General features: G+C 71.6%; 16 protein-coding genes. 9 read left to right on the top strand and 7 right to left on the bottom strand.

Annotation, left to right across the window (positions count from 1 at the left end; translation table 11 throughout):
* Positions 1–13 precede the first annotated feature (13 nt).
* The gene (locus tag ACGFSC_RS16290) at positions 14–931 is read left to right on the top strand and encodes a DUF6891 domain-containing protein (RefSeq protein ID WP_359897646.1); all 918 of its coding nucleotides are present in this window, start codon (positions 14–16) and stop codon (positions 929–931) included.
* 86 nt (positions 932–1,017) lie between these two features.
* On the opposite strand, the gene ACGFSC_RS16285 is transcribed toward ACGFSC_RS16290, so the two are convergent.
* The 3 genes from ACGFSC_RS16285 to ACGFSC_RS16275 form a co-directional block, all read right to left on the bottom strand.
* Entirely contained in the window at positions 1,018–1,281 is a 264-nt protein-coding gene (locus tag ACGFSC_RS16285; RefSeq protein ID WP_359897647.1) for a hypothetical protein, read from the bottom strand.
* A 79-nt stretch (positions 1,282–1,360) separates the two neighbouring features.
* Complete coding sequence (locus tag ACGFSC_RS16280) at positions 1,361–2,269, bottom strand: diacylglycerol kinase (protein WP_359897648.1); 909 nt, start codon at positions 2,267–2,269, stop codon at positions 1,361–1,363.
* Positions 2,266–3,888: an FAD-binding oxidoreductase gene (locus ACGFSC_RS16275; protein WP_380635787.1), complete on the bottom strand. Its 1,623-nt coding sequence runs from the start codon at positions 3,886–3,888 to the stop codon at positions 2,266–2,268. Before ACGFSC_RS16275 ends, ACGFSC_RS16280 begins: the two co-directional genes overlap by 4 nt.
* 20 nt (positions 3,889–3,908) lie before the next feature.
* Between ACGFSC_RS16275 and ACGFSC_RS16270 the strand changes: the two genes are divergently transcribed.
* Positions 3,909–4,517 carry a TetR/AcrR family transcriptional regulator gene (locus tag ACGFSC_RS16270; protein ID WP_359897650.1) on the top strand — a complete coding sequence of 203 codons (609 nt, stop codon included), beginning with the start codon at positions 3,909–3,911 and terminating at the stop codon, positions 4,515–4,517.
* The gene (locus ACGFSC_RS16265) at positions 4,514–6,109 is read left to right on the top strand and encodes a glycerol-3-phosphate dehydrogenase/oxidase (protein ID WP_359897651.1); all 1,596 of its coding nucleotides are present in this window, start codon (positions 4,514–4,516) and stop codon (positions 6,107–6,109) included. Before ACGFSC_RS16270 ends, ACGFSC_RS16265 begins: the two co-directional genes overlap by 4 nt.
* A gap of 106 nt (positions 6,110–6,215) precedes the next feature.
* Here the strand turns inward: ACGFSC_RS16265 and ACGFSC_RS16260 are convergent, their stop codons facing one another.
* Both ACGFSC_RS16260 and ACGFSC_RS16255 read right to left on the bottom strand, forming a co-directional pair.
* Entirely contained in the window at positions 6,216–6,635 is a 420-nt protein-coding gene (locus ACGFSC_RS16260) for a hypothetical protein (protein ID WP_359897652.1), read from the bottom strand.
* 138 nt (positions 6,636–6,773) lie between these two features.
* Positions 6,774–7,067 carry a hypothetical protein gene (locus ACGFSC_RS16255; protein ID WP_359897653.1) on the bottom strand — a complete coding sequence of 98 codons (294 nt, stop codon included), beginning with the start codon at positions 7,065–7,067 and terminating at the stop codon, positions 6,774–6,776.
* A gap of 127 nt (positions 7,068–7,194) precedes the next feature.
* Here ACGFSC_RS16255 and ACGFSC_RS16250 point away from each other — a divergent pair, with 127 nt between their 5' ends.
* Both ACGFSC_RS16250 and ACGFSC_RS16245 read left to right on the top strand, forming a co-directional pair.
* Positions 7,195–7,611, top strand: coding sequence for a hypothetical protein (locus ACGFSC_RS16250; RefSeq protein ID WP_359897654.1), 417 nt, complete (start codon positions 7,195–7,197; stop codon positions 7,609–7,611).
* A 200-nt stretch (positions 7,612–7,811) separates the two neighbouring features.
* Entirely contained in the window at positions 7,812–8,387 is a 576-nt protein-coding gene (locus ACGFSC_RS16245; protein ID WP_359897655.1) for a TerD family protein, read from the top strand.
* On the opposite strand, the gene ACGFSC_RS16240 is transcribed toward ACGFSC_RS16245, so the two are convergent.
* Entirely contained in the window at positions 8,369–9,757 is a 1,389-nt protein-coding gene (locus ACGFSC_RS16240) for an FAD-dependent monooxygenase (RefSeq protein WP_359897656.1), read from the bottom strand. The two genes, ACGFSC_RS16245 and ACGFSC_RS16240, sit on opposite strands and share 19 nt — an antisense overlap.
* Before the next feature lie 339 nt (positions 9,758–10,096).
* On the opposite strand from ACGFSC_RS16240, the gene ACGFSC_RS16235 reads away from it, so the two are divergent.
* From ACGFSC_RS16235 to ACGFSC_RS16225, 3 genes are all read left to right on the top strand, one after another.
* A complete protein-coding gene (locus tag ACGFSC_RS16235; protein ID WP_359897657.1) occupies positions 10,097–12,139 on the top strand; it encodes an NADPH-dependent 2,4-dienoyl-CoA reductase in 2,043 nt (680 codons plus the stop codon).
* Between the two features lie 129 nt (positions 12,140–12,268).
* Complete coding sequence (locus ACGFSC_RS16230; protein ID WP_359897658.1) at positions 12,269–12,892, top strand: PadR family transcriptional regulator; 624 nt, start codon at positions 12,269–12,271, stop codon at positions 12,890–12,892.
* A gap of 89 nt (positions 12,893–12,981) precedes the next feature.
* The gene (locus tag ACGFSC_RS16225; RefSeq protein ID WP_359897659.1) at positions 12,982–13,722 is read left to right on the top strand and encodes a hypothetical protein; all 741 of its coding nucleotides are present in this window, start codon (positions 12,982–12,984) and stop codon (positions 13,720–13,722) included.
* Between the two features lie 96 nt (positions 13,723–13,818).
* Here the strand turns inward: ACGFSC_RS16225 and ACGFSC_RS16220 are convergent, their stop codons facing one another.
* Complete coding sequence (locus ACGFSC_RS16220; protein WP_359897660.1) at positions 13,819–18,000, bottom strand: LamG-like jellyroll fold domain-containing protein; 4,182 nt, start codon at positions 17,998–18,000, stop codon at positions 13,819–13,821.
* On the opposite strand from ACGFSC_RS16220, the gene ACGFSC_RS16215 reads away from it, so the two are divergent.
* Positions 17,969–25,189, top strand: coding sequence for an RHS repeat-associated core domain-containing protein (locus ACGFSC_RS16215; RefSeq protein WP_359897661.1), 7,221 nt, complete (start codon positions 17,969–17,971; stop codon positions 25,187–25,189). The two genes, ACGFSC_RS16220 and ACGFSC_RS16215, sit on opposite strands and share 32 nt — an antisense overlap.

Here is a 25,189-nt window from a genome sequence, read left to right as displayed (position 1 = left end):
CAAGGGTGACGTCATGCTGGCGATCGCGGTGCAGACGAACGAGACGCGGCACCTGAGGGTGTCGGCGGACGAACTGGCGGGGATGGTCCGGCGCATCGGTGCGCCGGACGACCGCTTCCTCGTCGTGGAGCGGATACCGGACCTGCCGGACGTGTACGTGCAGGTGTGGCACGCCGACGGGGAGGAGTACACGCTGGAGCACCGGGACGGCTCCGCCGAGCGGCACTTCGAGGTGCGGCTGGACGGGCCCGAGCCGGTGGTCGAGGCGATGACGGGCTGGGCGCGCGGTGCGGCGGGCTGGGACGAGGGCCTGGACTGGCGGCCGCTCGACCTCGGCCCGGCGCCGGAGCCGGTGCCGCCGATCGACCTGGAGGCGGGCGAGCGGAGGGAGTTGGAGGAGCGGCTGCGGCTGACGCTGGCCTGCGGCTACACCGACCGTGCCGGGCTCGCCGAACAGGCCGAGGAGCACCTGGTCGCGGGCGACCGCCGCCCGCTCTCGCGCCCGCAGGCCGAGCAACTCGCCGACCGGCTCTGGCTGGAGCGGGTCGGCGAGCAGAGCGGCTGGATCGGCGAGACGGATCCGGAGCGCCTGACCCGGGCCTTCGCCGCCCTGGAGGCGGGCGGCCTCACGGCCCGGGAGGACTTCGGCTGCTGCCGCTCCTGCGCGGACGCCGAGATCGCCGAGGCCGGCGCCCCCGAAGCGCGCGGCTTCGTCTGCTTCCACGCCCAGTGCACCGAGTCCGCCGCCGCCGGCCACGGCCTGTCCCTGCTGTACGGCGGCTTCGACGGCTCCCCGGCGACCACTGTCGCGGTCGGGAAGGAAGTGGTCGCCGCCCTGACGGAGGCCGGCCTGCCGACGGTCTGGAACGGCGACCCGTCCCACGCGATCGAGATACGCCCGCTGCTGTGGCGCCGCCGCCTGGGCGCGTGAGACCGGGGGTGCGGCAGCCGGTTGGTGGTGCGGCAGCCGGTTGGTGGTGCGGCAGCCGGTGGGTGGTCAGGTGCACCGGTGGGTGGTCAGGTGCGTCGGCGGGTCCAGCGCCAGTGGTTGGTGAGGCCGAGGCCGGCGCCGAGGAGCACGGCGCCGACGGGGACGAGGGGGAGCCACAGGGTGGCGACGGCCGCGCACTCGACGAGCAGGCCGAGGGGGAGCAGCCAGCGGAACCAGGGCTCGCCGGGGAAGCGGCGGGCGTCCCAGACGGCGGCGGCGAGCACGGCCGTGGCGACCAGGACGCCGAGGACGGGGATGCCGTGGGGTGTCACGGTGAGCGCCAGGTGCATGTCCGTCAGCCTCTCCCGCCGGTGACCGGTGACCGGTGCCGCGGTCCGGCCCGTGGGACCGGACCGCGGCATCAGCCTCTCACGGCACCAGCACCCGCAGGGCGTCCTTGGCGACCGCGACGTCCACCGGGAGCGGGGCGATGAACTCCCCGTCGGCGTAGGCGGTGATGCCGGGGGACTCGATCCGCAGGGACTCGGTGCGCAGCGTGGTGACCTCCGGGTAGGTGACGTGGGTGCCCTTGAAGAGGGTCGGGAAGAAGCGGGCGATGCGCAGCCGGGGCATGGCGTCGACGAGGGTGAGGTCGAGCAGCCCGTCGTCGGGGAGGGCGGCGGGGCACATCAGCATGCCGCCGCCGTAGCTGCGGGTGTTGCCGACGGCGGCCAGGGTGAGGTCGCGTTCGATGACGGTGCCGTCGGCGAGGGTGATGCGGAACGGCAGCGGGCGCAGGTTGGCGAACTCGGCGAGGATGGCGAGGTTGTAGCGCATCCGGCCGCGCGGCCAGCGCAGCCGGTTGGCGCGGTCGCTGACCAGGGAGTCGAAGCCGGTGGCGAGGACGGAGCCGTACCAGCGGACGGCGCCGTCCGGGCCGGTGATCCGGCCGAGGTCGATGCCGCGGGTGCGTCCGGCGGCGATGACGTCGGCGGCGGCTTCGGGGGCGCCGAGCGGCAGGCCGTATTCGCGGGCGTGGTCGTTGCCGGTGCCGGCGGGTATCACGCCGAGCGGGACGGGGGTGCCGGCCAGGGCCTGGAGGGCGAGGTTGATCATGCCGTCGCCGCCGACGACGGCCACCGCGTCCACCCCGCCGGCCACGGCCTCGCGGGCGAGGCGGACGGCGTCCTCGGGGGAGCGCCCGGCGTGCGGTTCGACCTGGACGCCGAGGGCCCGCAGCCGGGCGGTGGCCCGGTGGGCGGCGGGTTCGGCATGGCCGGCGCCCGCCGCCGGGTTGGTGAGAACGGCGACCCTGCGGACGGTTCTCACCTCGTTCACGGGATCAACTTGCCCGGGTTGAGGATGCCCGCCGGGTCGAGTTCGGCCTTGACGGCGCGCAGGATGCGCACGCCGAGGTCGCCGATCTCCTCGGTCATCCAGGGCCGGTGGTCGGCGCCGACGGCGTGGTGGTGGCTGATGGTGCCGCCGGCGCCGAGGATGGCGTCCCCGGCGGCGCGCTTGGCGGCGCCCCAGCGGGTGAGCGGCTCCTCGCCGAGGGCGGCGACGACGGTGAAGTAGAGCGAGGCACCGGTCGGGTAGACGTGCGAGATGTGGCAGAGCACGAGGGAGCCGGGCAGGGCGCCGGTGAGCGCCTCGGTGACGGCGGTGCGCAGGGCCGGCAGGCGGCTCCAGCTCGTCGCGGTCTCCAGGGTCTCGCACAGCGCGCCCGCGCTGAGCAGCGAGTCGCGCAGGTAGGGGGCGTTGAACCGGCCGTGCTCCCAGGCCCGGGCGGGGACCTCGCCGAGCGAGGTGGCGCCGGTGGCGAGCAGGGTGTCGCGGGTGAGCTGCAGGCGGGCGGCGACCTGGGCGGCGGTGCCCTCGAAGACGGTGACGGCCAGGCAGCCGGTGACCGCCGGGGCGCCGCCGATCTGCTCGGTCATGGCCAGGTTGATCATGGTCTCGGCCTCGTCGGAGAGCCGGATCACGGTCGGGCCGGTGCCCTGCTGCTCGACGGCGCGCAGCGCGGCGGTGCCGGTGGCGAAGTCGGGGAAGCTCCACGCCTCGTACGCCTTGACGGCGGGCAGCGGGTGGACGCGCAGCCGGACGGCGGTGATCACGCCGAGGGTGCCTTCGGAGCCGAGGAAGAGCTGGCGCAGGTCGGGGCCGGCTGCGGAGGCGGGGGCGCGGCCGAGGTCGAGGATCCCGGCGGGGGTGACGACGCGCAGTCCGCGCACCATCTCGTCGAAGCGTCCGTACCCGGCGGAGTCCTGGCCGGAGGAGCGGGTGGCCGCGAAGCCGCCGATGGTCGCGTAGCGGAAGCTCTGCGGGTAGTGGCCGAGTTCCCAGCCGCGTTCGGCGAGCAGGGCCTCCGCGGCCGGGCCGGTGAGGCCGGCGCCGAGGACGGCTTCGCCGGAGGTCTCGTCGAGGTCGAGCAGCTGGTCGAAGCGGCGCAGGTCGAGGGAGACGACGGCGTCGAAGGCTCCGCGCTCGGGGTCGAGGCCGCCGACCACGCTGGTGCCGCCGCCGAACGGGACGACGGCGATGCGGCGTTCGGCGCACACCGCGAGGACGGCGGCGACCTCCTGCTCGCTGCCGGGCAGCACGACGGCGTCGGGGGCGTCCTGTGCCTCGCGGCTGCGGCGGCGCAGCAGGTCGGGGGTGGACTTGCCGCCGGCGCGCGGCAGCCGGTCGGCGTCGGCGGCGCTGACGTGGGCCTCGCCGACGGCGGCGGCGAGCGCCTCGATGTCCTCGGCGGAGATCCGGGACGGGCGCAGGACGACCTCGTCGGCGCCGGGCCCGGGGGCGGCGTCGCCGGTGACGCCGAGGGCGGCGGCGAGCAGTCCCTTGATGTCGGCGGACAGTTCCTTGGCCAGGGCCGGGTCGCCCCAGGCGTCCCACTTCATCGGGGGGAGCGGAAGTGCGGCGCCGGCCGGTCCCGCTTGCGTCTCAGGTGCCATGCGTTACAGTTTCACACATCATGTCAAGTAGTAACGCCGAGCCTCAGACGCCGCCCCCGGCCCCCGGGGAGCGCAGCACCGACGACGCGATCCTGGACGCCGCCGCCGACCTGATCGTCCATCTCGGCGTGCGCCGGACCCAGTTGTCCGAGATCGCCCGCCGCGCCGGGGTCAGCCGCCCGACCGTCTACCGCCGCTGGCCGGACGTCCGGGCGGTGATCGGCGCGCTGCTCACCCGGGAGATCCTGACCACCCTGGAGGGCGCCGGGCTGGACGTCCACGACCGGGAGACCCTCGTCGAGCGGGTCGTGGAGATCGCCGTCCGGCTGCGCGACCACCCGGTGCTCGGCGCACTGCTGCACTCCGACGACTCCGACCTGCTGCTCCAGTACGTCGTCGAGCGGCTCGGCGCCAGCCAGCGCGGCCTGCTGGAGGCGCTGCGCGCCGGCATCGAACACAGCCAGGCGCACGGCTCGATCCGGGCCGGCGAGCCGCTCGAACTGGCCGCCATGGTCCTGCTGATCGCCCAGTCCACAGTCCAGTCGCACCGCATGGTCGCCTCCCTGCTGCCCGAGGCGGCCTGGCGGCGCGAACTGGCCAGAGCACTGAACGGATACCTCTCGCCATGACCCCCACCGCAGGCCCGCACGCGGGCCCGTACGCGGGCACCGGCCGGCTCGACGCCGCCCGCCGCACGCTGGAACTCCAAGCGCTCGGCGACGACCCCCGGATCGACCTCCTGGTCGTCGGAGGCGGCGTCACCGGCGCCGGAGTGGCCCTGGACGCGGCCTCGCGCGGCCTGCGCACGGTGCTCGTCGAGGCCCGCGACCTCGCCTTCGGAACGAGCCGCTGGAGCTCCAAGCTGGTGCACGGCGGCCTGCGCTACCTCGCCTCCGGGCAGCTCAAGGTGGCCCGGGAGAGCGCCGTCGAGCGCGGCGTGCTGATGACCCGCACCGCCCCGCACCTGATCCGGGCGCTGCCCCAACTGGTGCCGCTGCTCCCCGACCTGCTGCGCCCGGGCCAGGCCGCGCTGATCCGCACGGGCTTCCACGCCGGGGACGCGCTGCGCCTGACGGCCGGCACCCCGGGCGCGCTGCTGCCCCGGGTGCGCCGGATCGACGCCGACCGGACCCGCCGGCTGGTGCCGGGCGTGCGGACGGACGGGCTGCGCGGCTCGCTGGTCGCCCACGACGGCCAACTCGTGGACGACGCCCGGCTGGTGGTCGCGCTGGCCCGGACCGCCGCGCAGTACGGGGCGACCGTTCTGACCAGGGTGCGCGCCGAGCAGGTCGACGGCACCTCGGCCCGGCTGGTCGACACCCTGACCGGGCGGGAGCTGGCCGTCCGGGCCGGCGCGGTGGTCAACGCCACCGGCGTCTGGGCGGGCGAGGTGGACACCTCGATCAAGCTCCGGCCCAGCCGGGGCACCCACCTGCTGGTGGACGCGGCGGCGCTCGGCCACCCGACCGCGGCCCTCACCGTGCCGGTTCCCGGCTCCACCAGCCGGTTCGTCTTCGCCCTGCCGCAGCAGCTCGGCCGGGTCGCGATCGGCCTGACCGACGAGGACGCCCCGGGTCCGATCCCGGACGAGCCGCAGCCCACCGAGGCCGAGCGCTCGTTCCTCCTGGACACCGTCAACGCCGCCCTCGCCACCGCCCTGACCGGCGCGGACGTGCGCGGCGCGTACGCCGGTCTGCGTCCGCTGATCGACACCGGGGACGGCAGCACCGCCGACATCTCCCGCGAGCACGCGGTGCTGGAGAGCCCGTCCGGGGTGATCACCGTGGTCGGCGGCAAGCTCACCACCTACCGCAGGATGGCCGAGGACGCGGTGGACACCGCCGTCCGGCTGCGCGGCCTGCCCGCCCGCGCCTGTTGGACGGCCCGGCTGCCGCTGATCGGCGCCCCCGGCCACGGGGACAGCCGCCCGCTGCCCACCGGCGCGGGGGCCGCCGGCCAGGTGCCCGCCTCGCTGCTCGCCCGCCACGGCGGCGCGGCCCACGAGGTGCTGGCGGCGGGGGAGTTGACGCCGATCGCGGAGGGTCTGGACGTGACCCGCGCCGAGATCGCCCACGCCGTCAGCCACGAGGGCGCGCTGGACGCGGCCGACGTGCTCGACCGCCGTACCAGGATCGGGCTGGTCGCGCAGGACGCGGACCGGGCCCGGAAGGCGGTCGAGGAGATCGTGGCGGAGTGCCTCGCGGAGGTTCGGGGGAGCTGACGCGTCGGGTGCTCGACGTATCGGCGGTCGGCGCTTCGGTCGGCGCGCCGGGCGATTCGCCCGGCGGCCGGCCGACCGGCGCTTCGGGCCGGGGCCCGGGGGAGTGTCAGGCCGCGGCCCGGGGGAAGGGGGCGAGGTCCGGCTCCACCCAGGTGGTCCGGGCCTGCTCGGTCGCGAGCGTCCCCGGACGGTAGTGGCGGGCGAGCAGGTCCTTGTCGAGCAGGTCCGGGTGCAGGGCGGCGAACTGCTCGAAGCCCGTCGCGTCGTCGTCCGCGTGGAGGGCCACCAGCTCGACCCAGGCCCGGGTCATGGTGACGTGGAACTTCTGCGGCGCGCCGGCCTTGGTGGCGGTGCGCAGGATGCCCTCGCCGATCAGGTCGAGGGCGGCGGTGGCGCCGTGGCGGCGCACGGCGAGCCAGGTGAGCCGGACGTGCTGGCGGTGGCCGAAGCGCTCGGCGTCGGCCATCACCTCGCGCAGCAGCTCGTCGAAGGTGTCGGGGGTCGCGGGGGTCGCGGGGGTGGTCATGCGCAGGCCTTCGTCGTCTGAGTGGGGCTCGTGGGGCGCGGCTCGGGGCAGTCCGGCTCGTGGAGGCGGCTCGTCCGGGCCGACCCTGGATCGTACGGTTTTCCGATATTCAGGGGCAAACCACCCGAACGGGGTGTTTCAGCGCGCCGTGCGCTCGGGCATCGGGTGCTCGGTGCCGGACAGCTCCAGGACGCAGGCGAGCGGGTGCTCGGCCCGGCCGGTGCGGTCGAGCCGGACCGCGAGCGGCTTCGGCGGCTCCTCGGCGACCTGGGCGGCGAGGGTCAGCGGGTAGACGCCGTGCCCGTGGACGCGGTGGAAGGCGCACTCCTTGCCGTCGACCAGCAACTCGGTCTCGGTGATCCAGCCGGACCGGACGTTGACGGTCACCGAGTGCCCGCCCCGGTCGAGGTGGAAGCTGTACCGCTGGCGCATCGGGACCTCCGGCGACCGGGCCTGCGACGAGGGGAAACGGGGGAAGAGCCGACGAGGGGAAGCGGGGAAGAGTCGACGAGGGAAATCAACTGCCAGTCTAGAACGGGAGGTCGTTAGGGTGCTCGGCATGCGGAGCACAGCGGGTGGCCTGCGGCCGTACGGGCCGGACGAGGAGGTGGCCGAGGACGAGTACGTCCTCGGCCTGTACCGGGTGCCCGTCAAGGCGAGGACGGGACGCAAGGCCGGCCCGGCGCCGCAGCCCGGGCGCCTGGAGGCCTGGGCGGACGGCGGCGCGCTGCGGGCCGTCCTGCGCCGCCTGGGTGCGCGGACCCTGCCCACCCTCGCCCGCCACGAGCCCGACCTCGACTTCGCCGGCCGGATCCGGCAGCCGTCGACGGCCGCGCTGGTCCGGGAGATCGAGCAGGTGGACCTGGCCCGGCTCCCGGCCGCCGAGCGCGCGGTGCTGCGCCTGCTGCTGGACTGGGGCCGCCGGGCGACGGCCGAGAACGGCGCGCTGCGGATCGAGATCGACGCCGTGCAGTGACGGCGTGCCTTCACGGCGTGCGGTGACGCCGTGCAATGACGGCGCGCAATGGCGCCGCGACCTGCCCTGCGGCGGCTCCCGCGCACGGTTCCCGTGCGCGACCCGGAGAAAATCCCGGGGCGGGCCCGCCTCCAGACGGATTCTCGTGATCTCTACAGTGTTGTAGATTCGTCCACAGGGAGAGATCCGAGGAGGGCATTGTGGGAGTTTCGCTGGCCAAGGGCGGCAACGTCTCGCTCAGCAAGGAGGCGCCCGGTCTGAGCGCCGTGATCGTCGGTCTCGGCTGGGACGTGCGCACCACCACCGGGGCCGACTACGACCTGGACGCCAGCGCGCTGCTGTGCAACGCGCTGGGCAAGGTGGTCTCGGACCAGCACTTCGTCTTCTTCAACAACCTCCGCAGCCCCGATGGTTCGGTCGAGCACAGCGGCGACAACCTGACCGGCGGCGGGGACGGGGACGACGAGCAGATCAAGGTCGACCTGGACCGCGTCCCGGTCGACGTGGCCAAGGTGGTCTTCCCGGTGTCGATCTACGACGCCGACGCCCGGCTGCAGAACTTCGGCCAGGTGCGCAACGCGTTCATCCGGATCGTCAACCAGGCCAACGGCCTGGAGATCGCGCGCTACGACCTGACCGAGGACGCCTCGACCGAGACCGCGATGGTCTTCGGCGAGCTGTACCGCAACGGCGTGGAGTGGAAGTTCCGCGCCATCGGCCAGGGCTACGCCTCCGGCCTGCGCGGCATCGCGACCGACTACGGCGTGAACGTCTGACCGTCGTCGCCGCCGGCGGCGTCGTCACCGGTGCCGTCCGCGCCACCTTGGTGGACGTCACCACCGTCGACGTCGTCGACGCCCGTCCGCCCCACGCGGGTTGACGTGGTTTCGGCGGTCGCCGCGAGCGCTCGGCCGGTACGGTCGAGCGCGTGGCCGCCGAAACCCCCGCCGCCGGTGAACTGGTGCTGCCACCAGGCGGCCATGCCCGGCTCGTCCATCCCCGACCAGTCCGGCGCCCCGGTGACCTGGGCCCGGCCGAGGGTGCGGCCCAGCTCCACCAACTCCCGCCCGGACTCCGTCCGTTCGCGGTCGTAGGCGGCCAGCAGGGCCGACCAGGAGCCGGCCTCGCGCCCCGCCAGTTCGAAGGCGTGGGCGTCCTGCATCGCCTTGACCGCGCCGCTGGTGTTGTGCGGGCGCACCACGGTGGCGGCGTCCCCGCCGATGAGCAGCCGGCCGGCCGTGCGGCGCGGGGCCGCCAGGTCGTAGATCGGCTGCAGGAAGGTCCGTTCGCGCGGGGTCAGGGTGACCAGGTTGGCCCAGTACGGCGGCAGGAACCGCTCGGCGAGCTGCCGCAGTTCGTCCAGCTGTCCGTCGAGGAGGCTGCCCGCCGGGATGCTGGTCGGGCCGTCCAGCCGCAGCCAGGCGGGCGTGGGGGCGTAGAAGACCCAGTTCACCTGGGTGCGGCCGGGTTCGACCCCGGGGATGCGGTAGATCACCACCTGGCCGCCGGGGTAGCAGGCGGTGATGCACTGCTCCTCGGGCCAGGGCGCCGCGCCGCCGGGCAGTTCGGCGAGCAGGGCGGCGTCGTAGCTGCCGCGCCAGCACACGTACCCGGCGTACTCGGGTTCGGCCCGGGGGCAGACGGCCGCGCGGACCACCGAGCGGTAGCCGTCGGCGCCGATCACCAGGTCGTACGTCTCGCGGCCGCCACCCGCTTCGGCCCAGGCGCCGTCGGGCCCGTTGCCGACGGCCGTCACGGTGGTGCCCAGCCGGAACTCGACCTGCCGGGGCGTCCGTTCGCGCAGCGCCTGCCAGAGCACGCCCCAGTGGTGGGAGTGGAAGGGGAAGGGCTGGGCCCAGAGCAGCCGACCGCAGCCGTCCGGTCCGTCGCCCTCGCCGGCCGCGCCCCGGGCGACCCAGCGGCGGACGGTGAGGCGGTGGCGGCGGGTGTCCGCGTCGAGGTGACCGGTCCGGACCAGTTCGTCGAAGCGGTCGTTGTGGGTGCACAGCCCCACGCCGCGGTCCTCCAGCCGGCCGGGGCTGCGTTCCAGCACCACCACGCGTTCCGCGCCGAGCCGGGCGGCGGCACCGGCGAACGCGCTTCCGGCGATGCTGCCCCCGACCACGGCCACCGAGCCACCCCGCACGGCCGCTCCTCTCCCGAGCTCGTGTCGTCCCCGCGGTGCCGCGGCGGTGTCCGGGACGCCGTTGCGTCGCCCCCGCGGTGTCCGGGACACGACGATACGCCGCCGACCGGGTTCCGGCGGCGTGTTCGAACCATCCGGAGGGCCGTCCGGAGGGGTCTCCGGGCGGTCGGTCGGGCGCCTCCGGCGGTCGTTCGCAGGGTGTCCGGAGGGGGCCGGAGGGGTGTCCGGAGGGTCCGTCCGGAGGCTCCGTCCAGCCTTATGCAACTAGTTGCATACCCCGCCGCCCGTCCCCTACCCTGCGGTAACAACGACCCCCAGCCCGCGCCCCAGGAGACGTCGATGAGCGCCCACCCCGGCAGCAGCCGCTACCCGCACCTGCTCAGCCCGCTCGACCTCGGCTTCACCACCCTGCCCAACCGCGTGATCATGGGCTCCATGCACGTCGGCCTGGAGGAGGCCCCCGGCGGCTACGAGCGGATGGCCGCCTTCTACGCCGAACGGGCCCGCGGCGGCGTCGGCCTGATCGTCACCGGCGGCATCGCCCCCAACGAGGCCGGGCGCCCCTGGGAGGGCGGCGCGATGCTGACCACCGAGGAGGAGGCCGACAAGCACCGGACCGTCACCGACGCGGTGCACGCCGCCGGCGGCAGGATCGCCCTCCAGATCCTCCACTTCGGCCGCTACGCCTACCACCCCGACCTCGTCGCCCCCAGCGCGATCCAGGCCCCGATCAGCCCCTTCACGCCCAACGCGCTCACCGCCGAGCAGGTCGAGCAGACCATCGAGGACTTCGCCCGCTGCGCCGAACTCGCCCGCCGCGCCGGGTACGACGGCGTCGAGATCATGGGCTCCGAGGGCTACCTGATCAACGAGTTCGTCGTCGCCGCGACCAACCACCGCGAGGACGAGTGGGGCGGCCCGTACGAGCGGCGGATGCGCTTCCCGGTCGAGATCGTCCGCCGGGTCCGCGAACGGGTCGGCGAGGACTTCATCATCGTCTACCGCCTCTCCATGCTCGACCTGGTGCCCGGCGGCTCCACCCTGGACGAGGTCGTGCAGCTCGCCCAGGCCGTCGAGGCCGCCGGGGCGACCATCATCAACAGCGGCATCGGCTGGCACGAGGCCCGCATCCCCACCATCGCCACCTCGGTGCCGCGCGGCGCCTTCGCCTGGGTCACGAAGAAGGTGATGGGCAAGGTCGGCATCCCGCTGGTCACCACCAACCGCATCAACACCCCCGAGATCGCCGAGCGCCTGCTCGCCGAGGGCAGCGCCGACCTGGTCTCGATGGCCCGCCCGCTGCTCGCCGACGCCGACTTCGTCGCCAAGGCCCGGGACGACCGCGCCGAGGCCATCAACACCTGCATCGGCTGCAACCAGGCCTGCCTCGACCACACCTTCAACCTCCAGATCACCTCCTGCCTGGTCAACCCGCGCGCCTGCCACGAGACCGAACTCGTCCTCGGCCCCACCCAACTGCGCAAGCGGATCGGCGTCGTCGGGGCCGGCCCGGCCGGCCTCGCCTTCGCCGTCTCCGCCGCAGAGCGCGGCCACGACGTCACCCTGTACGACGCCGCCGAGACGATCGGCGGACAGCTGAACATCGCCCGGCGCATCCCCGGCAAGGAGGAGTTCGACGAGACACTGCGCTACTTCCGCACCCGGCTGGCCGAGTTGGCCGTCACCCTGCGGCTCGGCGCGACCGTCACCGCCGAACAGCTGGCCGAGCAGGGCCACGACGAGATCGTCCTCGCCACCGGCGTCACCCCGCGAACTCCCGCCGACATCCCCGGAATCGACCACCCCAGCGTGCTCGGCTACCTCGACGTGCTGCGCGACGGCGCGCCGGTCGGCGAGCGGGTCGCCATCCTCGGCGCGGGCGGCATCGGCTTCGACGTGGCCGAGTTCCTCACCGACCCGGGCGACGCGGCCAGCCTCAACCCGCCCGCGTTCCAGGCCAAGTGGGGCATCGACCCGGACTACCGCGAGCGCGGCGGCCTGCGCGCTCCGGAGCGGCCGAAGCCCCCGCGCAGCGTCCACCTGCTCCAGCGCAAGACCGGCAAGGTCGGCGCCGGCCTCGGCAAGACCACCGGCTGGATCCACCGCACCGAACTCAAGCACCGCGGCGTGGTGATGGTCCCCGGCGTCACCTACGACCTGATCGACGACGCCGGCCTGCACCTCACCGTCGACGGCGAGCGCCAACTGCTGCCCGTGGACACCGTCGTGCTCTGCACCGGCCAGGAGCCGCGCCGCGACCTGTACGAGGCGCTGCGCGAGCGCGGCCTGCCGGCGCACCTGATCGGCGGCGCCGACGTGGCCGCCGAACTGGACGCCAAGCGGGCCATCAAGCAGGGCACCGAACTGGCCGCCACCCTCTGACCCGGCCCGCACCCCGGCCGGCACGCCCCTGCACGCACTTCCGTACCCTCCGTGACCTCCGTGACCTCCGTGTCCGCCCGGGGCCGAGCCGGGCCCGCCGCCCGCGGTCGGCCCCGTACGATCGACCCCATGTCGCTGCCGCACGCCATCCTCACCGCCCTGCTGGAGAAACCGTCCTCGGGGCTGGAGCTGACCAGGCGGTTCGACAAGTCGATCGGCTTCTTCTGGCCCGCCACCCACCAGCAGATCTACCGCGAACTGGGCCGGCTGGAGGCCTCCGGACACATCCGGGCCCTCCAGCCGGAAGGGCCGGTGCGCGGACAGAAGAAGGAGTACGAGGTCCTGCCCGAGGGCCGCGCCGAACTCGCCCGCTGGACCGCCGAGGGCGCCGCGCCCCGCGCCGTCCGGGAGCCCCTGCTGCTGCGGCTGCGGGCGGCCGCGGTGGTCGGCACGGACGGGCTGACGGCCGAGCTGGGGCGCCATCTCACCCTGCACCGCGAGCAGTTGGCCGACTACCGGGAAATCGAGCGGCGCGACTTCCCGGCCGAGCGGACGGACCCCGGGAACCGGCTCCAGCACGCGGTGCTGCGGGCCGGCATCGGACTGGAGACCTTCTGGGTGCAGTGGCTCGCCGAGACCCTCGAAGCCCTGGAGACCCTCGACGCCCTTCCGTCCGCCCCCTCCGCTCCGTCCGCCCACCCCGCTCCCTCGCCCCCCTCCGCTCCGTCCGCCGACCCCGCGAACGGGTCCTGACCAGCGGATATCCCCGCCCGCGCGCCCCGTCCGGCCCCCGGTGGGACACTGGTGGCTGTCCCTGCCCGAACCCTCGACCGGGGGCCCGTATGACTTGTCCCAGGCCCATCCACGCCCTCGCCGCCGCGGCCGCAGCCGTGGCGGTCGCCCTGGGCCCGGCCACCCTGCCGGCATCGGCCGCACCCGCCCAGGACGCCCAGCAACTGCCCTCCGCCGACCAGCTGAAGTCGGCCCTGCTGACCGCCGCCGACCTCGGCCCCGGCTACACCGAGATCCCGGTGACGCAGAGCCCCAGCCCCGGCGCGAACCCGACCCCGGTGACGGGCTGCGCCGCGCTCAGCGCCCTGATCAACATGCGCGCCACCCAGACCGGCACCGACGTCCCGCACGCCGCGGTCGAACTCGACGGCCCGGACGGCAATCCGATGACCACCCAGGTCCTCGCCGCCGAGGCGCCCGACCGGCTCACCGCCGACTTCAACACCGCCGCCGACGCCCTGAAGACCTGCCACAGCATCACCTTCAACGGCGGCACCGACGACGAGGTCACCTTCACCGTCACCCCGGTCACCCTCGGCGACCGCAAGGACGCCCCCGCCGTCCACCTCGACGGCACCCTGGCCGGCGTCCAACTCAACGGCTACGTCGGCATCGAGCGCTTCGGAACGGTCGCCATGGCCTTCGGCTTCTTCGAACGCCAGGCCACCTCCGAGCAGGCCGCCTCCATGCAGTACCGCACCGCCGTCGCCAAGGTCGAACGCACCCTCGGCACCCAGGCCGGCAGCACCACCACCCCCACCGCCGCCCCCACCGAGGGCCAGCGCGTCTGACCCGCCCCCGCACACTGCGCACAACACCGCGGCCCGTCGCCGAACGCACAGGGCGTTCGGCGAGGGGCCGCGCTGATCGACCGTCGACCGGGCGGGCTACACGCCCGCGGGGGTCTGGTTGTCGATGATCCAGTGCTGGTTCGCCTGGTCGGCGCACTGCCGGACACCCAGTGGGCCGGCGTTCTGGGTGTTGGACGCGGGCAGCTCCAGGCACTTGTTCGACGCCGGGTTGTAGAGCGCGCCGTCGTAGCGGCGGATCCACGTCTGGGCGCCGGAGTTGGTGCACGCCTGCGACACGACCGGGGTGCCGTCGATGACAGTGGCGTCCCGGGTGCCCAGGCAGAGCCCGTTCGGCACGGTCTTGAGCTGATTGTCCCGGGTGGTCAGGAAGTGCTGCTTGTCACCGTTCCAGCAGTCGTAGATCACCACCGGGGAGCCCGCGGTGCTGCCCCAATTGTCCAGGCACTTGTGCGAGTCGACCGCGCTTCGGATGTGGACAATGGACTGAGAGGTGGCGACGGTGTTCGCCTGGGGATCGGTCAGGGCGTACGGGTAGACCCGCACGTCGCTGATCGCGCCGTTGACGTGGTCGCTGGGCGACTTGCCGTTGAACGTGGTACCGCCGACGTTGAGGCTGCCGGCCGGCGGCTTCCACGCGGTGCCCACCTTGGCGGATCCGACGGCGAGGCCGTTGACGTACAGGGTGGCCATGCCGGCCGCGGCGTTGTAGGTGCCGGTCAGGTGAGTCCACTGCCCGACCGTCGCGGCGGTGCCGCCGCTCCTGTCGTACGCGGCGTAGTACTCGGGCGCGGTGACCGAGTCGCTGCTCGGCAGGACGAAGGCCCAGTTGTTGTAGGCCTTCGAGTACTGCAGGTAGAACGGGCTGGCCTGGTTGCCGGTGAGCGAGACCGCGGTCTGGTAGCTGTCGGTGTTGTTGAGCTTCACCCAGGCCGAGACGCTGTAGCTCTGGGTGGCGTCCAGACCGGGGGATGTGGCACCGGAGCCGGCCGGCGCGGTGGTGCGGTAGACGGTCGCGCCGTCGAAGACGGTCGCCTTGTTTGCCGCGCGATTGTGGTCGGTGGTGAGCGCGGCGCCGGTCGGATAGGTGACCTTGGGGTCGCCGCCGTTCTTGTACAGCGTGTTGGTGCTGCTGCTGTCACCCGTGCCGTCGAGCGCCCACCACTGGGGGGCGACCGAGGTGTTCCCGATCGGGGTGCCACCGGCCAGCCAGGTGTAGCCGGCCGACGGGTTGCCGGGGGTGGTGGGGCGGCCCCACCAGACCTCCAGGGAACCGTCGGCCTTCCGGCCCCAGAGGCCGGCGTTTCCGTTGCCGGTGAGGTCGCCGTCCGAGCCGAGGGTCGGGTAGGCGTCGGTGGAGACCCAGCCGATCCGGGTGCCGACGGGCACCATCTGGGTCAGCGTCGGGACCAGCAGCGGTTTGCCGCTGCTGTCGGTGATCGGGGCGCCCTGGTTGTCGATGGCGGTGACGGTGCCGGTGTTGAAGGTGTAGGCGAGGATGTCGTCCTTGGCCCCGTCGGCGGCGGTCGCGAAATTGCGTGCCCACAGGCCCGGGTGGCCCTGCTTGGCCCAGTCGCCGGGGGTGATCAGCTCCTTGTCCTTCCACCCGGACGCGGCCAGCTGGACGGGCTTGCCCAGGGTGTTGGCGTTGGTGGCCGGGTAGTACCAGAGAGCCGCGTCGGCGCCGTTGTTGGTGCTCTCGACGGTGAGCAGGCCGGTCTTGTTCTTGAAGCCCAGCTTGGGGTCGAGGTCGGTGGTGACCGGGTCGCCGAGGGCGGCGATCCGCAGTGTGCCGGACCAGTCGGTGGCGTTGTACCCGGAGGCCTTCAGCCAGGCGCAGTCCTCGGACGCGGTCGGGACGCACTTCGGCTTGGCGATCGACACCGAGTTGTCGACACGCCCGTAGACACCGGTGTTCCCGGGGTTCTGGTAGAGCCGCAGCAGCGCGTCGCCGGGTGCGTGGGCGAACACGTCGTCGATGTTGTTGCCGCCGCTGAGCGTGCCGCGGTGGGTGATCTGGATGCCGCTCCAGCCCTTGCCGCCGGGCGCGTCGGCCGGGGTGGCGACGGCTGCCACCGCAGGGGCGCGGACCTTCGAGTTGCCCGGCGCGTTGAAGGCTCGCAGGTAGCCGGCCTGATCGGGCTGCAGGATGTCGGGGGCGCCGTCGCCGGTGACGTCACCGAAGACCGGCGGCGGGCCGTCCGGGTTCCACGGCACGTAGAAGGAGTACTGCGCGACCGGCGAGACGTTGCGCGCGTTGTCCATCACCTGCATGTACAGGATGTTGGTGCCCCAACGGCCCGGAGTGACGACGATGCCGTTCGTGGGGTAGTCGTTGCCGCAGACCCATCCGGCGCCGGCGAGCTGGGGATCCCAGGACCAGCGGGCGCAGACGACGCCGGAGGCGTTGCCGCCCGGGGCCGGGTCGGTCGCGGTGAACGGCACCACGCCCTGCTGGTCGAGGTGCTTCTTCGTCACCTGACCGTTCCCGGAGGGCGGGAACGTGTACTCCAGTTGGCCCTCGGGCAGCAGGGTGTCGACGTTCGGGACGGAGATGGTCGGAGGGGTCAGGTCGACGCCGAAGCGGCAGGCCGGGGTCCCGGCGGACCGCTGGACCAGTCCGTCGGTGGCCATGGCGTCCCAGCCGTACACGTGGCCGTCCTGGAGCAGGCCCTGCTTGACCTGGAACGCGGCCACGCCGCCGTTGGCCGTCAAAGGGGTCTGGCCGCTGTCGGCGCGGTTGGTGTCGGCGTAGTCCCAGATTCCCATCCAGCCGTAGAGCGACTGCTGGACCTGGCTGCTGACCGTCGCGTTGAGGGTGACGGAGCCGTTGAAGCCGGACGCCGAGTTCATCCAGCCGATCGCGTTGCTGTTGCAGCCCTGGTTCTCCGCCCACGGCACGGCCGTGGTGGGCGCGGGGGAGGCGTACGTGTCGGTCGGCACGTTGGGAACGCGGTCGTACTCGATCTCTACGGCGGCGCCGTAGTCGAGCCGCTTGAATGCCGCCGCGTCGGACTCGTTGCGGGCGAACACCCCGAAGGTCATCGTGTCGTTGCTCGTGGCGTAGGTCTGGTAGGCCCAGGTCACGTCGTAGCCGAACTGGTACTTGTCGCCGCAACCTTGGCGGCCTGCGCCGGGCACTGAGGCCTCGGCGAGCCGGCCGCCCACGATGCCGGGTGGGTTGTTCCAGGTGGTCTGGTTGCTGATCGGACCGGTGGCGTAGAGGTCCACGGTGTACTTGTCGGTGCAGGAGTAGGCTGAGGACTCCGTCTCCCACATCGACATGATCGCCTTGTTGATGATCGCGCCCCGGTACCAGTGGGTGTCGAACTGATAGTACGAGCGTTCGATGCCCTTGGTGGTCCGGTATCCCTGATAGCCGACCCCGGGACGAGCGTACGGGTCGTTGGTGTTGCTGATCGTCCGCCCGATGTTGGCCGTGTCCGGATAGCCGGACTGGGTCCAGGTCCAGGCGTTGGACCCGTTGAGGTCCGGGATCCAGGCCGGATCGATGAACCAGGGACCCTGGCCCTTGCCGAGTACTGAGTCGTCGGTGGTCAGCTCGACGGCGTCGCCCGTGACCGTGACCGGCATGTCGGCGACCGTGGCGCCGGCGCCGGGACCGTCGGAGGTGCTGCGGCGCCCGGACTCCGACAGCGGGGCGTCGACAGCAGAACCGTTCGAGGCCTGGGCCGACTTGGCGGCCACAGCCGGGGCGGCCGAACTGTCCCACAGCCGCGGGGTGGGCGCGTGCCATCGGGGCTTACCGTCGACGGTCTCGGCGGTGAGGTTGCCGGCCCTGTCGGCCCGGACGGTGACGCCCGTGCCCTTGGTGCCGAATCGGACCTTCTTCAGCGCCGGGTTCTTCGCCGCCTCCGCGGTCTTGACAACCAGGACGGTGGAGAGCCCGCCGAACTTGGAGACGGTCACCTTGAGGTCGACCCCGGGGGCGACCTCGGGGTAGAGCAGCACCTCGCCGCCCGAGTCGAGCGACGGCTTGGTGAGCGGGAACGGCGAGTCGATGGTGAGCGTCTCGCCGTCCGCGCTGGTGAGGGTGCCGAGCGGACCCTGACCGCCGCCGGAGAGGCGCACCCCGGACAGGGCGGTCCTCGGGCGGTAGCCGCCCTGCCCGTCCGGGACGAGGGTGCCGTCGAGCGGTGCCCAGGTTCCGTTCTGTTTCACCCGCTGGGGATCGACGTGCTCGGTGCGCTTGAGGTGACCCGCTGCCGTGGCGACGGTCTCGCTGACCTCATCGGTCAATTCCGGTACGGGGACCGGCCTTCCGGTTCGCTTCGCCTCGGCGATCGCCTTGTCGGTCGGGCTGATCAACGGCCTCTCGTCGGCGCGCTTCGCATCGACGGCGGCCATCTTCGCCGCGAGGTCCGGTGGGATGGCGGAAGGGCCGGCGGACGGGGCGCCGACGGTGGTCGGAGGGCTGTCGGCGAAGGCGAGCGGCGTGACCGACGTCAGCGCCAGGGCGACGCCGACTGCGGTGGCGACGGCGATATGTGACGAATATCTGGAACGGCGCACGCCGGAGGTGGATCCGAGCGGAGCGGCAGGCAAGGGCAAGATCTGGTCGCCGCCGAACACGCCACTGTTGCGGACGGCCTCGGTTCCCGGGGCGACGGACAAGCCCAAGCCGTTCTCAGCGAACACCGGTTCACCGAACTGGATGCCACCGAAGACTCTGACGCAGCCGAAGCGTGGAACAGCGGTGGTGACCCTGGATGCGGCAGTCGGTCGGAACGTTGAGGCGGCGGATGGGCTGGAACCTGTTGTTGGCGCGTCGAAACAGGTCGGCGACCTGCCAGTCTGGTTGGCTCCGGTTGCCCGTTCCGGCGACGGCGCCATCGCCGCCGCGCCTGTGCAGGTGAAGCTTGCCGCCGCGCCGGGCTCCACGTCCGATGCGGGGGCGTCGGCTACGCTCGTGGAGCTGTCGCGGAGCGGCGACGGGACGGAGCCGGGGACGGTCCGGGTCGGGCTTGACCTGGGCGCGATGGGAGTTGGCGGTGATTTCGCACACCGGGCCCGGCTGGCGGTTCTGTCGGAGTGCGCGCTGACGACATCGGACGCTGCGGGTTGCCAGGCGCGTACGCCGGTTGCCTCGCACTACGACGAGCAGGCCAAGCGTCTGGTGGCGGATATCGACCTGCCCGCTTCCACCGCTGCCAGCTCGCTCTCGGAGCGACGGGATCAGGCCAAGTCCGCGGGCGCGTTGGCATCGGCGGCCGCCTCTGCGAAGGTGGTCTTGGCGCTCGACAGTACTCCGTCCAGCGGGACCGGTACCTACAGCGCGACGTCGCTGTCGCCGAGCCAGGCATGGGCAGCAGGCAGCGGGTCGGGGTCGTTCACGTACAGCTATCCGATAGTGGTTCCGTCGGCTCTGGGTGGCTCTGCTCCTTCGCTGTCGCTGGGGTACGACTCGGCCTCGGTGGACGGGAAGACGGCGTCGACGAACGCGCAGGCGTCGTGGATCGGTGACGGCTGGGACCTGAGTTCGGGGTTCGTCGAGCGTGGCTACCGGCCGTGCGACAAAGCCGGCATTCCTGGTTCGGGTGACCAGTGCTGGGGTGGTGCGAACCTGACGCTCTCGTTGGGCGGCCACTCGGGTGAGCTGGTTCCGGACGACGCCTGCGTCGTCGGCAGCGCTGCTGACGAGCAGTCGAAATGTACCTGGCACCTGAAGAACGACGACGGCACGAAGATCGAGTTCCTGACTGGTGCCAACAACGGCACCTGGAACGGCTCGTACCTGAAGGTGACCGACACTGGGGGGGTGGCCTACTACTTCGGCCTCAACCAGCTTCCAGCAGCCGATGGTTCACCCAGTAAGGTGGGGTCGGAGAGCAAGTCGGTCTGGACGGTGCCGGTGTACTCGCCGAACGCGGGCGACCCGTGCTACGACGCGGCCAAGGGCAAGGGCTCGTGGTGCCAGACGGCGTGGCGATGGAACCTCGACTACGTGGTGGACCGACACGGCAACCTGACTACCTATGCCTACACGCCCGAGACCAACGTGTACGCGCGCGGTGGAGCCCAGAATGGCGGGAAGGGTACGAACACCGCGTACACCCGTGGCGGTGTGCTCCTGTCGATCACCTACGGGCAGCTGCTCTCCGACCAGCTTTCCGTTGGAGGTGCCTATCAGGCGGCTGCGAAGATCGACTTCGAGTCGGGGGAACGCTGCGTGGCAGGTGCGGCGGCCTGCGACCCTTCGCAGCGCACCGTGGCGAACGCGGTGAACTGGCCGGACGCCCCGCTGGACAAGCAGTGCCCGGAGGCTGGGACGTGCACCAACTTCGCCCCGACGTACTGGTCGACGAAGTGGCTGAACGGGATCACGACGTCGATCCGTTCGGGCGGTTCGTACCGTCCGGTGGACCGCTACGATCTGAAGCACGTGTTCAAGACGCCGCAGAACGCGACCGACAACGCCCCGGTCGCCTGGCTTCAGTCGGTGAAGCGCACGGGTAAGGACACCGCCGACAACCAGGCCGAGCAGACGCTGCCGGAGATGACCTTCGCCGACGAGCTGCTGCCCAACCGGGTCGATGGCCTGGTGCCTGCACGACCGCGCTACAACCGACCGCGACTGGCGGTGATCACCACCGAGACCGGCGGCACGATCATGGTCTCGTACCGCAAGGGGTCCTGCTCGCGCACGGCCGGGAACATGCCGGCCTCGGCGGACAACAATGACAAGAGCTGTTTCCCGGTGAAGTGGTTCGACACCGGCGTGCAGGCCACGGTGGACGACTGGTTCCTGCGCTACCCGGTGGAGGTGGTTACCGCCGATCCGAACAGCAGGCTGATCACCGGTGCGGTGCCGACGGTTGCCTCCTACACGTATGGCCCTGCCGCGTGGCACCGCAACGACAACCCGCTGACCGAGTCCGACTACCGCACCTGGGACCAGTTCCGGGGCTACGCGAGCGTGACCGTGGTGACCGGCTCGGGCAAGGACGGGCCGCAGTCGAAGTCGACGACCAGCTACTACCAGGGCATGGACGGCGACTACAAGGCGGACGGCAAGGCCAAGGCCGCCTCCGTCGCGGGCGTGAAGAGCGGTGGACGGGCCGACTCCGACTGGCTGTTCGGTCAGATCCTGGAGACGGACAGCTATGCGGACGCCTCTGCCGACACGGCTTCGCCGCTCTCGTACACGGTGAACTCGTACGGGGCCCCGGTGGTGAAGGCCACGCACAAGCGGACCGCCCTGCCGGACCTGGTGTCCAGGTACCAGGCGACCACGGTCACCTCAGCCACGACAGCGGTGACCACGACTGGTACTCGCACCACGTCGACCGTGACCACGAGCGACCCGGGAAACAACAACCGACTCACGACCTCGCTGAGTACGGCAGACGGCACGCCGGACGTGTGCACGCGCTACCGCTACGCGGCTCCGGCGAGTCGGCAGGTGACCAGTCTGGTCTCCGAGGCGTTGGTGATCTCCGGTGTCAATGCCTGCACGGCGGATGTGTCGTCGGCGAACACGGTGTCCGGCACCCGCACGCTCTATGACGACCAGGACTTCGGCGCCGCCGGAGCCAAGGGCGAGATTACCGGCACTCAGGTACTGGACCATTACGACTCCAATGGTGCCGCCCAGTTCATCACCAAGGCGACCGCCCGCTACGACGCGTACGGTCGCACCACGGCCGCCACCGACCCGACGGTCTCGGACAGCGCCAACCCGGGCGGTGTGACCACGACGACCGCGTACAGCCCGGCGAGCCCGGGTGAGCTGCCCACCAAGGTGGCCACCGGCACCCCGGCCCCGGCCGGCTCGCCGGACGCGGGTATCCCCCGCACGACCACGGTCACGTTGAACCCGGCCCGAGGTCTGGCGCTCACCATGAGCGACCCCAACGGTAGGACGGTGACCAAGACCTACGACGGGCTGGGCCGACTGAAGGCCGTCTGGGCACCGGGGCAGGACACGTCGGCCAACGCCAACGCCACCTACGACTACGCCGTCAATGGCACGTCGTCGCCGTCCACCATAGCGACGAACTCGCTGCGCTCGGACGGCAAGACCTATGGAAAGGCGGTGCAGATCACGGACGGTCTGGGCCGCTCGGTGCAGACCCAGGACGAGCCGGCGGTCTCTGCCTACCACGGTCGGCTGATCACGGATACGTTCTACGACTCGCAGGGTCGGGTCAACGGCAAGTACGACACCTACTACGAGGAGACCACCGCTCCGAACACCACCCGGTGGATCCCCGAGGGTGCGAAGGTGCCCAATCTGAGCACGATCCAGCGCGACGGCCTGGGGCGTCCGGTCAGCACACAGTTCGTCGCTTTCGGCAAGTTGCAGACCACGACCACCACGGCTTACCCGGGGGCGGACCGGGTCGACGTGTCACCGCCGACCGGTGCGACCGCCACCAGCACCGTCACTGATGCCCGCGGCCGTACCGCCCAGCTGTGGCAGTACCGGACGCCGACTGCGACCGGGAACCCGGCCGATGCCGACGTCTCCAAGTACACCTACAACCCGGGTGGCCAGCCGGCGACCCGCGTGGACGCGGCCGGGAACGCCTGGAGTCTCGCCTACGACCAGCGCGGTCGCCTGGTGAAGAGCGACGACCCGGATTCCGGTGTCTCGACCCGCACGTATGACGCGGGGAGTCGGGTCGCGACCACGACGGACGCGCGTGGGCAGACGATCGCGATCACGTACGACCTGCTCGGCCGCAAGACGGGTACGTACACCGGCACGGTGGACCCGGCGAACCAGCTGACGGGCTACACCTACGACACCGTGGCGAAGGGTCAGACCAGTTCCTCGACCCGCTACGTCGGTGGTGCGAGTGGTCCGGCGGCCTACAGCAAGTCCGTTGCTGAGTTCGACGCCGCCTACCATCCGACGAAGACGACTGTGTCCATTCCCGGAAGCGAGATCGGCAAGACCGGTCAGGCAACCTTCGACTACACAGCGGCCTACAACCCGGTCACCGGCGCCATCGTCGCCGACGGGCGCGCCGCGGCGGGTGACCTGGCGCAGGAGTCGATCAACTACAACTACGAGATGTACGGAAAGCTCAACGACATCAGCGGCGCGGGCATCACCTACCTGCGGCAGGCGGACTGGGACGCCTACGGGCGTAACATCCGTACCACGATGAACTCGTGGGCTTCTCAGATCGTCGCGACGAACACGTACGACGAGCCGACCGGACGCCTGCTGACCCAGTACATCGACAAGCAGACCAGTGGCACCGGCACCGTCCAGAACACCACCTACGCGTACGACCCGGCGGGCCAGATCACCGCGATCCGGACGATCCCGAACAACAACCCGGCCGCGACCGACCTCCAGTGCTTCACCCACGACTACCTGGGCCGGATCACCTCGGCCTGGTCGGACACCGGCCGCTTGGAGCAGCCGACCCCGTCGCTCGCCGGGCAGGGTGCCTGCGCCAACGCGACGCCGACCAGCGGCGCGGTGGCTCCGGCGAAGACGACGGTGGGTGGCGGCGCGGCGTACTGGCAGGACTACACCTACGACGCCGTCGGCAACCGGACGAAGCTGGTCATGCACAACCCGACCGGTGACGTCTCGAAGGACCTGACGATCGACCAGGTTTTCCCGGCCCCGGGTACCCGCAATACGCCGACCACCGCGGTCGGCACGGGCGGCGGCACCGGCGGTCCGCACGCACCGACGACGGTGAAGTCCACCTTCCCGAACAACGGCAGTACCCCGGGCGCCAACCAGTACGACGCGGCCGGGAACACCACGAAGATCGCCAACCCGGGCGCCAACAAGACCCTGGGCGCGGGTTTCGTGCTCAACTCCGGGGAGTCGGTGCGCTCGAACTCCACCCAGCTGACCATGCAGGCCGACGGCAACCTGGTGCTGACCTCGCTGCGGACCGGCCTGGTGACCTGGTCGAGCAACACCCAGAACCACCCGGGTGCCTGGGCGACCATGCAGGACGACGGCAACTTCGTGGTCTACGACCCGCAGCGAGTCCCGCTGTGGTCCTCGCAGACCTGGATCGGGGCGGGCAGCAAGTACTTCGCGGTCGTCCAGGACGACGGAAAGTTCATCGTCTACGCGCCGGGCTGGGTCTCCAAGTGGAGCACCCCCACCTGGACCGCCCTGGACGGGGCCAACGGGGCGGACCTGACCTGGGACGCCGAGGGCAAGCTCGCCTCGATGAAGCAGGGCACCGCCACCACCAGCTACCTCTACGACGCGGACGGAAACCAGCTGATCCGCCGCAACCCGGGCAAGGTCACGGTCAACCTCGGCGGCGGAGACGAACTCGTCTACGACATCGGCAGCAAGACCAGCACCGGTACCCGCTACTACATCCTCCCCGGAGGCGTCACCCTTGTGCGCCAGGGGCCGACCAAGCTGACCTACCAGTTCTCCGACCACCACAACACCGGCACGCTGTCCATCGATTCGGCCACCAGCACCGAGACCCGCCGCTGGACCGACCCCTTCGGCGTCCTGCGCGGCTCAGGCGCGGCCAACTCCTGGGCCGGCGACAAGGGCTTCGTCGGCGGTCTGAAGGACGACACCACCGGATTCACCAACCTCGGCGCCCGCCAGTACCAGCCGGGCACCGGCCGCTTCCTCAACCCCGACCCGCTGCTCCTCCCCGAGGACCCGCAGCAGTGGAACGCCTACGCATACAGCAACAACAGTCCGGTCAACAAGACCGACCCCACGGGCATGGCATGGGAGGAGTGCGCGAGCGGCTTCGCCAAGTGCAGCAGCATGGGCACCAAGCTCACTGAGGAGAAGGACTGGAAGGGACCGAATTACGACAGGATTGTTGCGGACAACAAGGCCGGAGAGGCGACCCGGCAGCAGGGGTTGGAGGAGTACCTCAACGGCTCGCCGCCGTTGGGCTCGCCTAGGAACAACAAGAAGCCGAAGCCGGACCGCGCCTACGACGTGAGCAAGGACCGGCCCGACGGTGGCACCGATGTCCTCGCGACCTCGACGACGAGCACCTATGAGGACTACATCAACAAGAACATCGGGGCCGGAGTCAAAATAGCGGATGCGGACGGACCGATGCAGCTCACTGATAGCAGAACAATAACCAAGCAGTGGACCAAACAGCTTGCGAGCAAGGTCAGCAAGTCGGAGGGGCGCAAGATCGCCGGATCGATGGATGTCTATGACGTCCTCAAAATCGAGGGCGAGATCAACTGGAACGAGTCCACAGAGGACAGCAACCAAACGTCCGAGGCGACGACCGAAGCGGACACCAGTACCGAAACACGGAGTGTGACGGCCAAGAGAGGGCAGGAGTACGGGTTTTCGCCGACCTTCCGAAAATGGAGCTATCGGACGACCTACTATCACGCGGACGGCAGTGTGACAACGAAGGAATGGGCGACTTACGAGATGCTCAGTTGGAACCGTGTTGTCTTCGATTCCCCACCCGAGATGACCGTGGGTGGCAAGGGATGA

The sequence above is a fragment of the Kitasatospora sp. NPDC048715 genome, assembly GCF_043198905.1.
GTDB lineage: Bacteria > Actinomycetota > Actinomycetes > Streptomycetales > Streptomycetaceae > Kitasatospora > Kitasatospora lactacystinica.
Note: the sequence above shows the minus strand (reverse complement) of the source record. Positions and strands in the feature narration are given on the sequence as shown.

Bases quoted from the DNA above. Each gene is read 5' to 3' on its own strand.
- ACGFSC_RS16225 (WP_359897659.1), top strand. From the start codon at position 12,982: ATGACTTGTCCCAGGCCCATCCACGCCCTCGCCGCCGCGGCCGCAGCC.
- ACGFSC_RS16290 (WP_359897646.1), top strand. From the start codon at position 14: ATGCTGGCGATCGCGGTGCAGACGAACGAGACGCGGCACCTGAGGGTG.
- ACGFSC_RS16270 (WP_359897650.1), top strand. From the start codon at position 3,909: ATGTCAAGTAGTAACGCCGAGCCTCAGACGCCGCCCCCGGCCCCCGGG.
- ACGFSC_RS16285 (WP_359897647.1), bottom strand. From the start codon at position 1,281: ATGCACCTGGCGCTCACCGTGACACCCCACGGCATCCCCGTCCTCGGC.
- ACGFSC_RS16260 (WP_359897652.1), bottom strand. From the start codon at position 6,635: ATGACCACCCCCGCGACCCCCGCGACCCCCGACACCTTCGACGAGCTG.
- ACGFSC_RS16230 (WP_359897658.1), top strand. From the start codon at position 12,269: ATGTCGCTGCCGCACGCCATCCTCACCGCCCTGCTGGAGAAACCGTCC.
- ACGFSC_RS16275 (WP_380635787.1), bottom strand. From the start codon at position 3,888: ATGGCACCTGAGACGCAAGCGGGACCGGCCGGCGCCGCACTTCCGCTC.
- ACGFSC_RS16265 (WP_359897651.1), top strand. From the start codon at position 4,514: ATGACCCCCACCGCAGGCCCGCACGCGGGCCCGTACGCGGGCACCGGC.
- ACGFSC_RS16235 (WP_359897657.1), top strand. From the start codon at position 10,097: ATGAGCGCCCACCCCGGCAGCAGCCGCTACCCGCACCTGCTCAGCCCG.
- ACGFSC_RS16255 (WP_359897653.1), bottom strand. From the start codon at position 7,067: ATGCGCCAGCGGTACAGCTTCCACCTCGACCGGGGCGGGCACTCGGTG.
- ACGFSC_RS16250 (WP_359897654.1), top strand. From the start codon at position 7,195: ATGCGGAGCACAGCGGGTGGCCTGCGGCCGTACGGGCCGGACGAGGAG.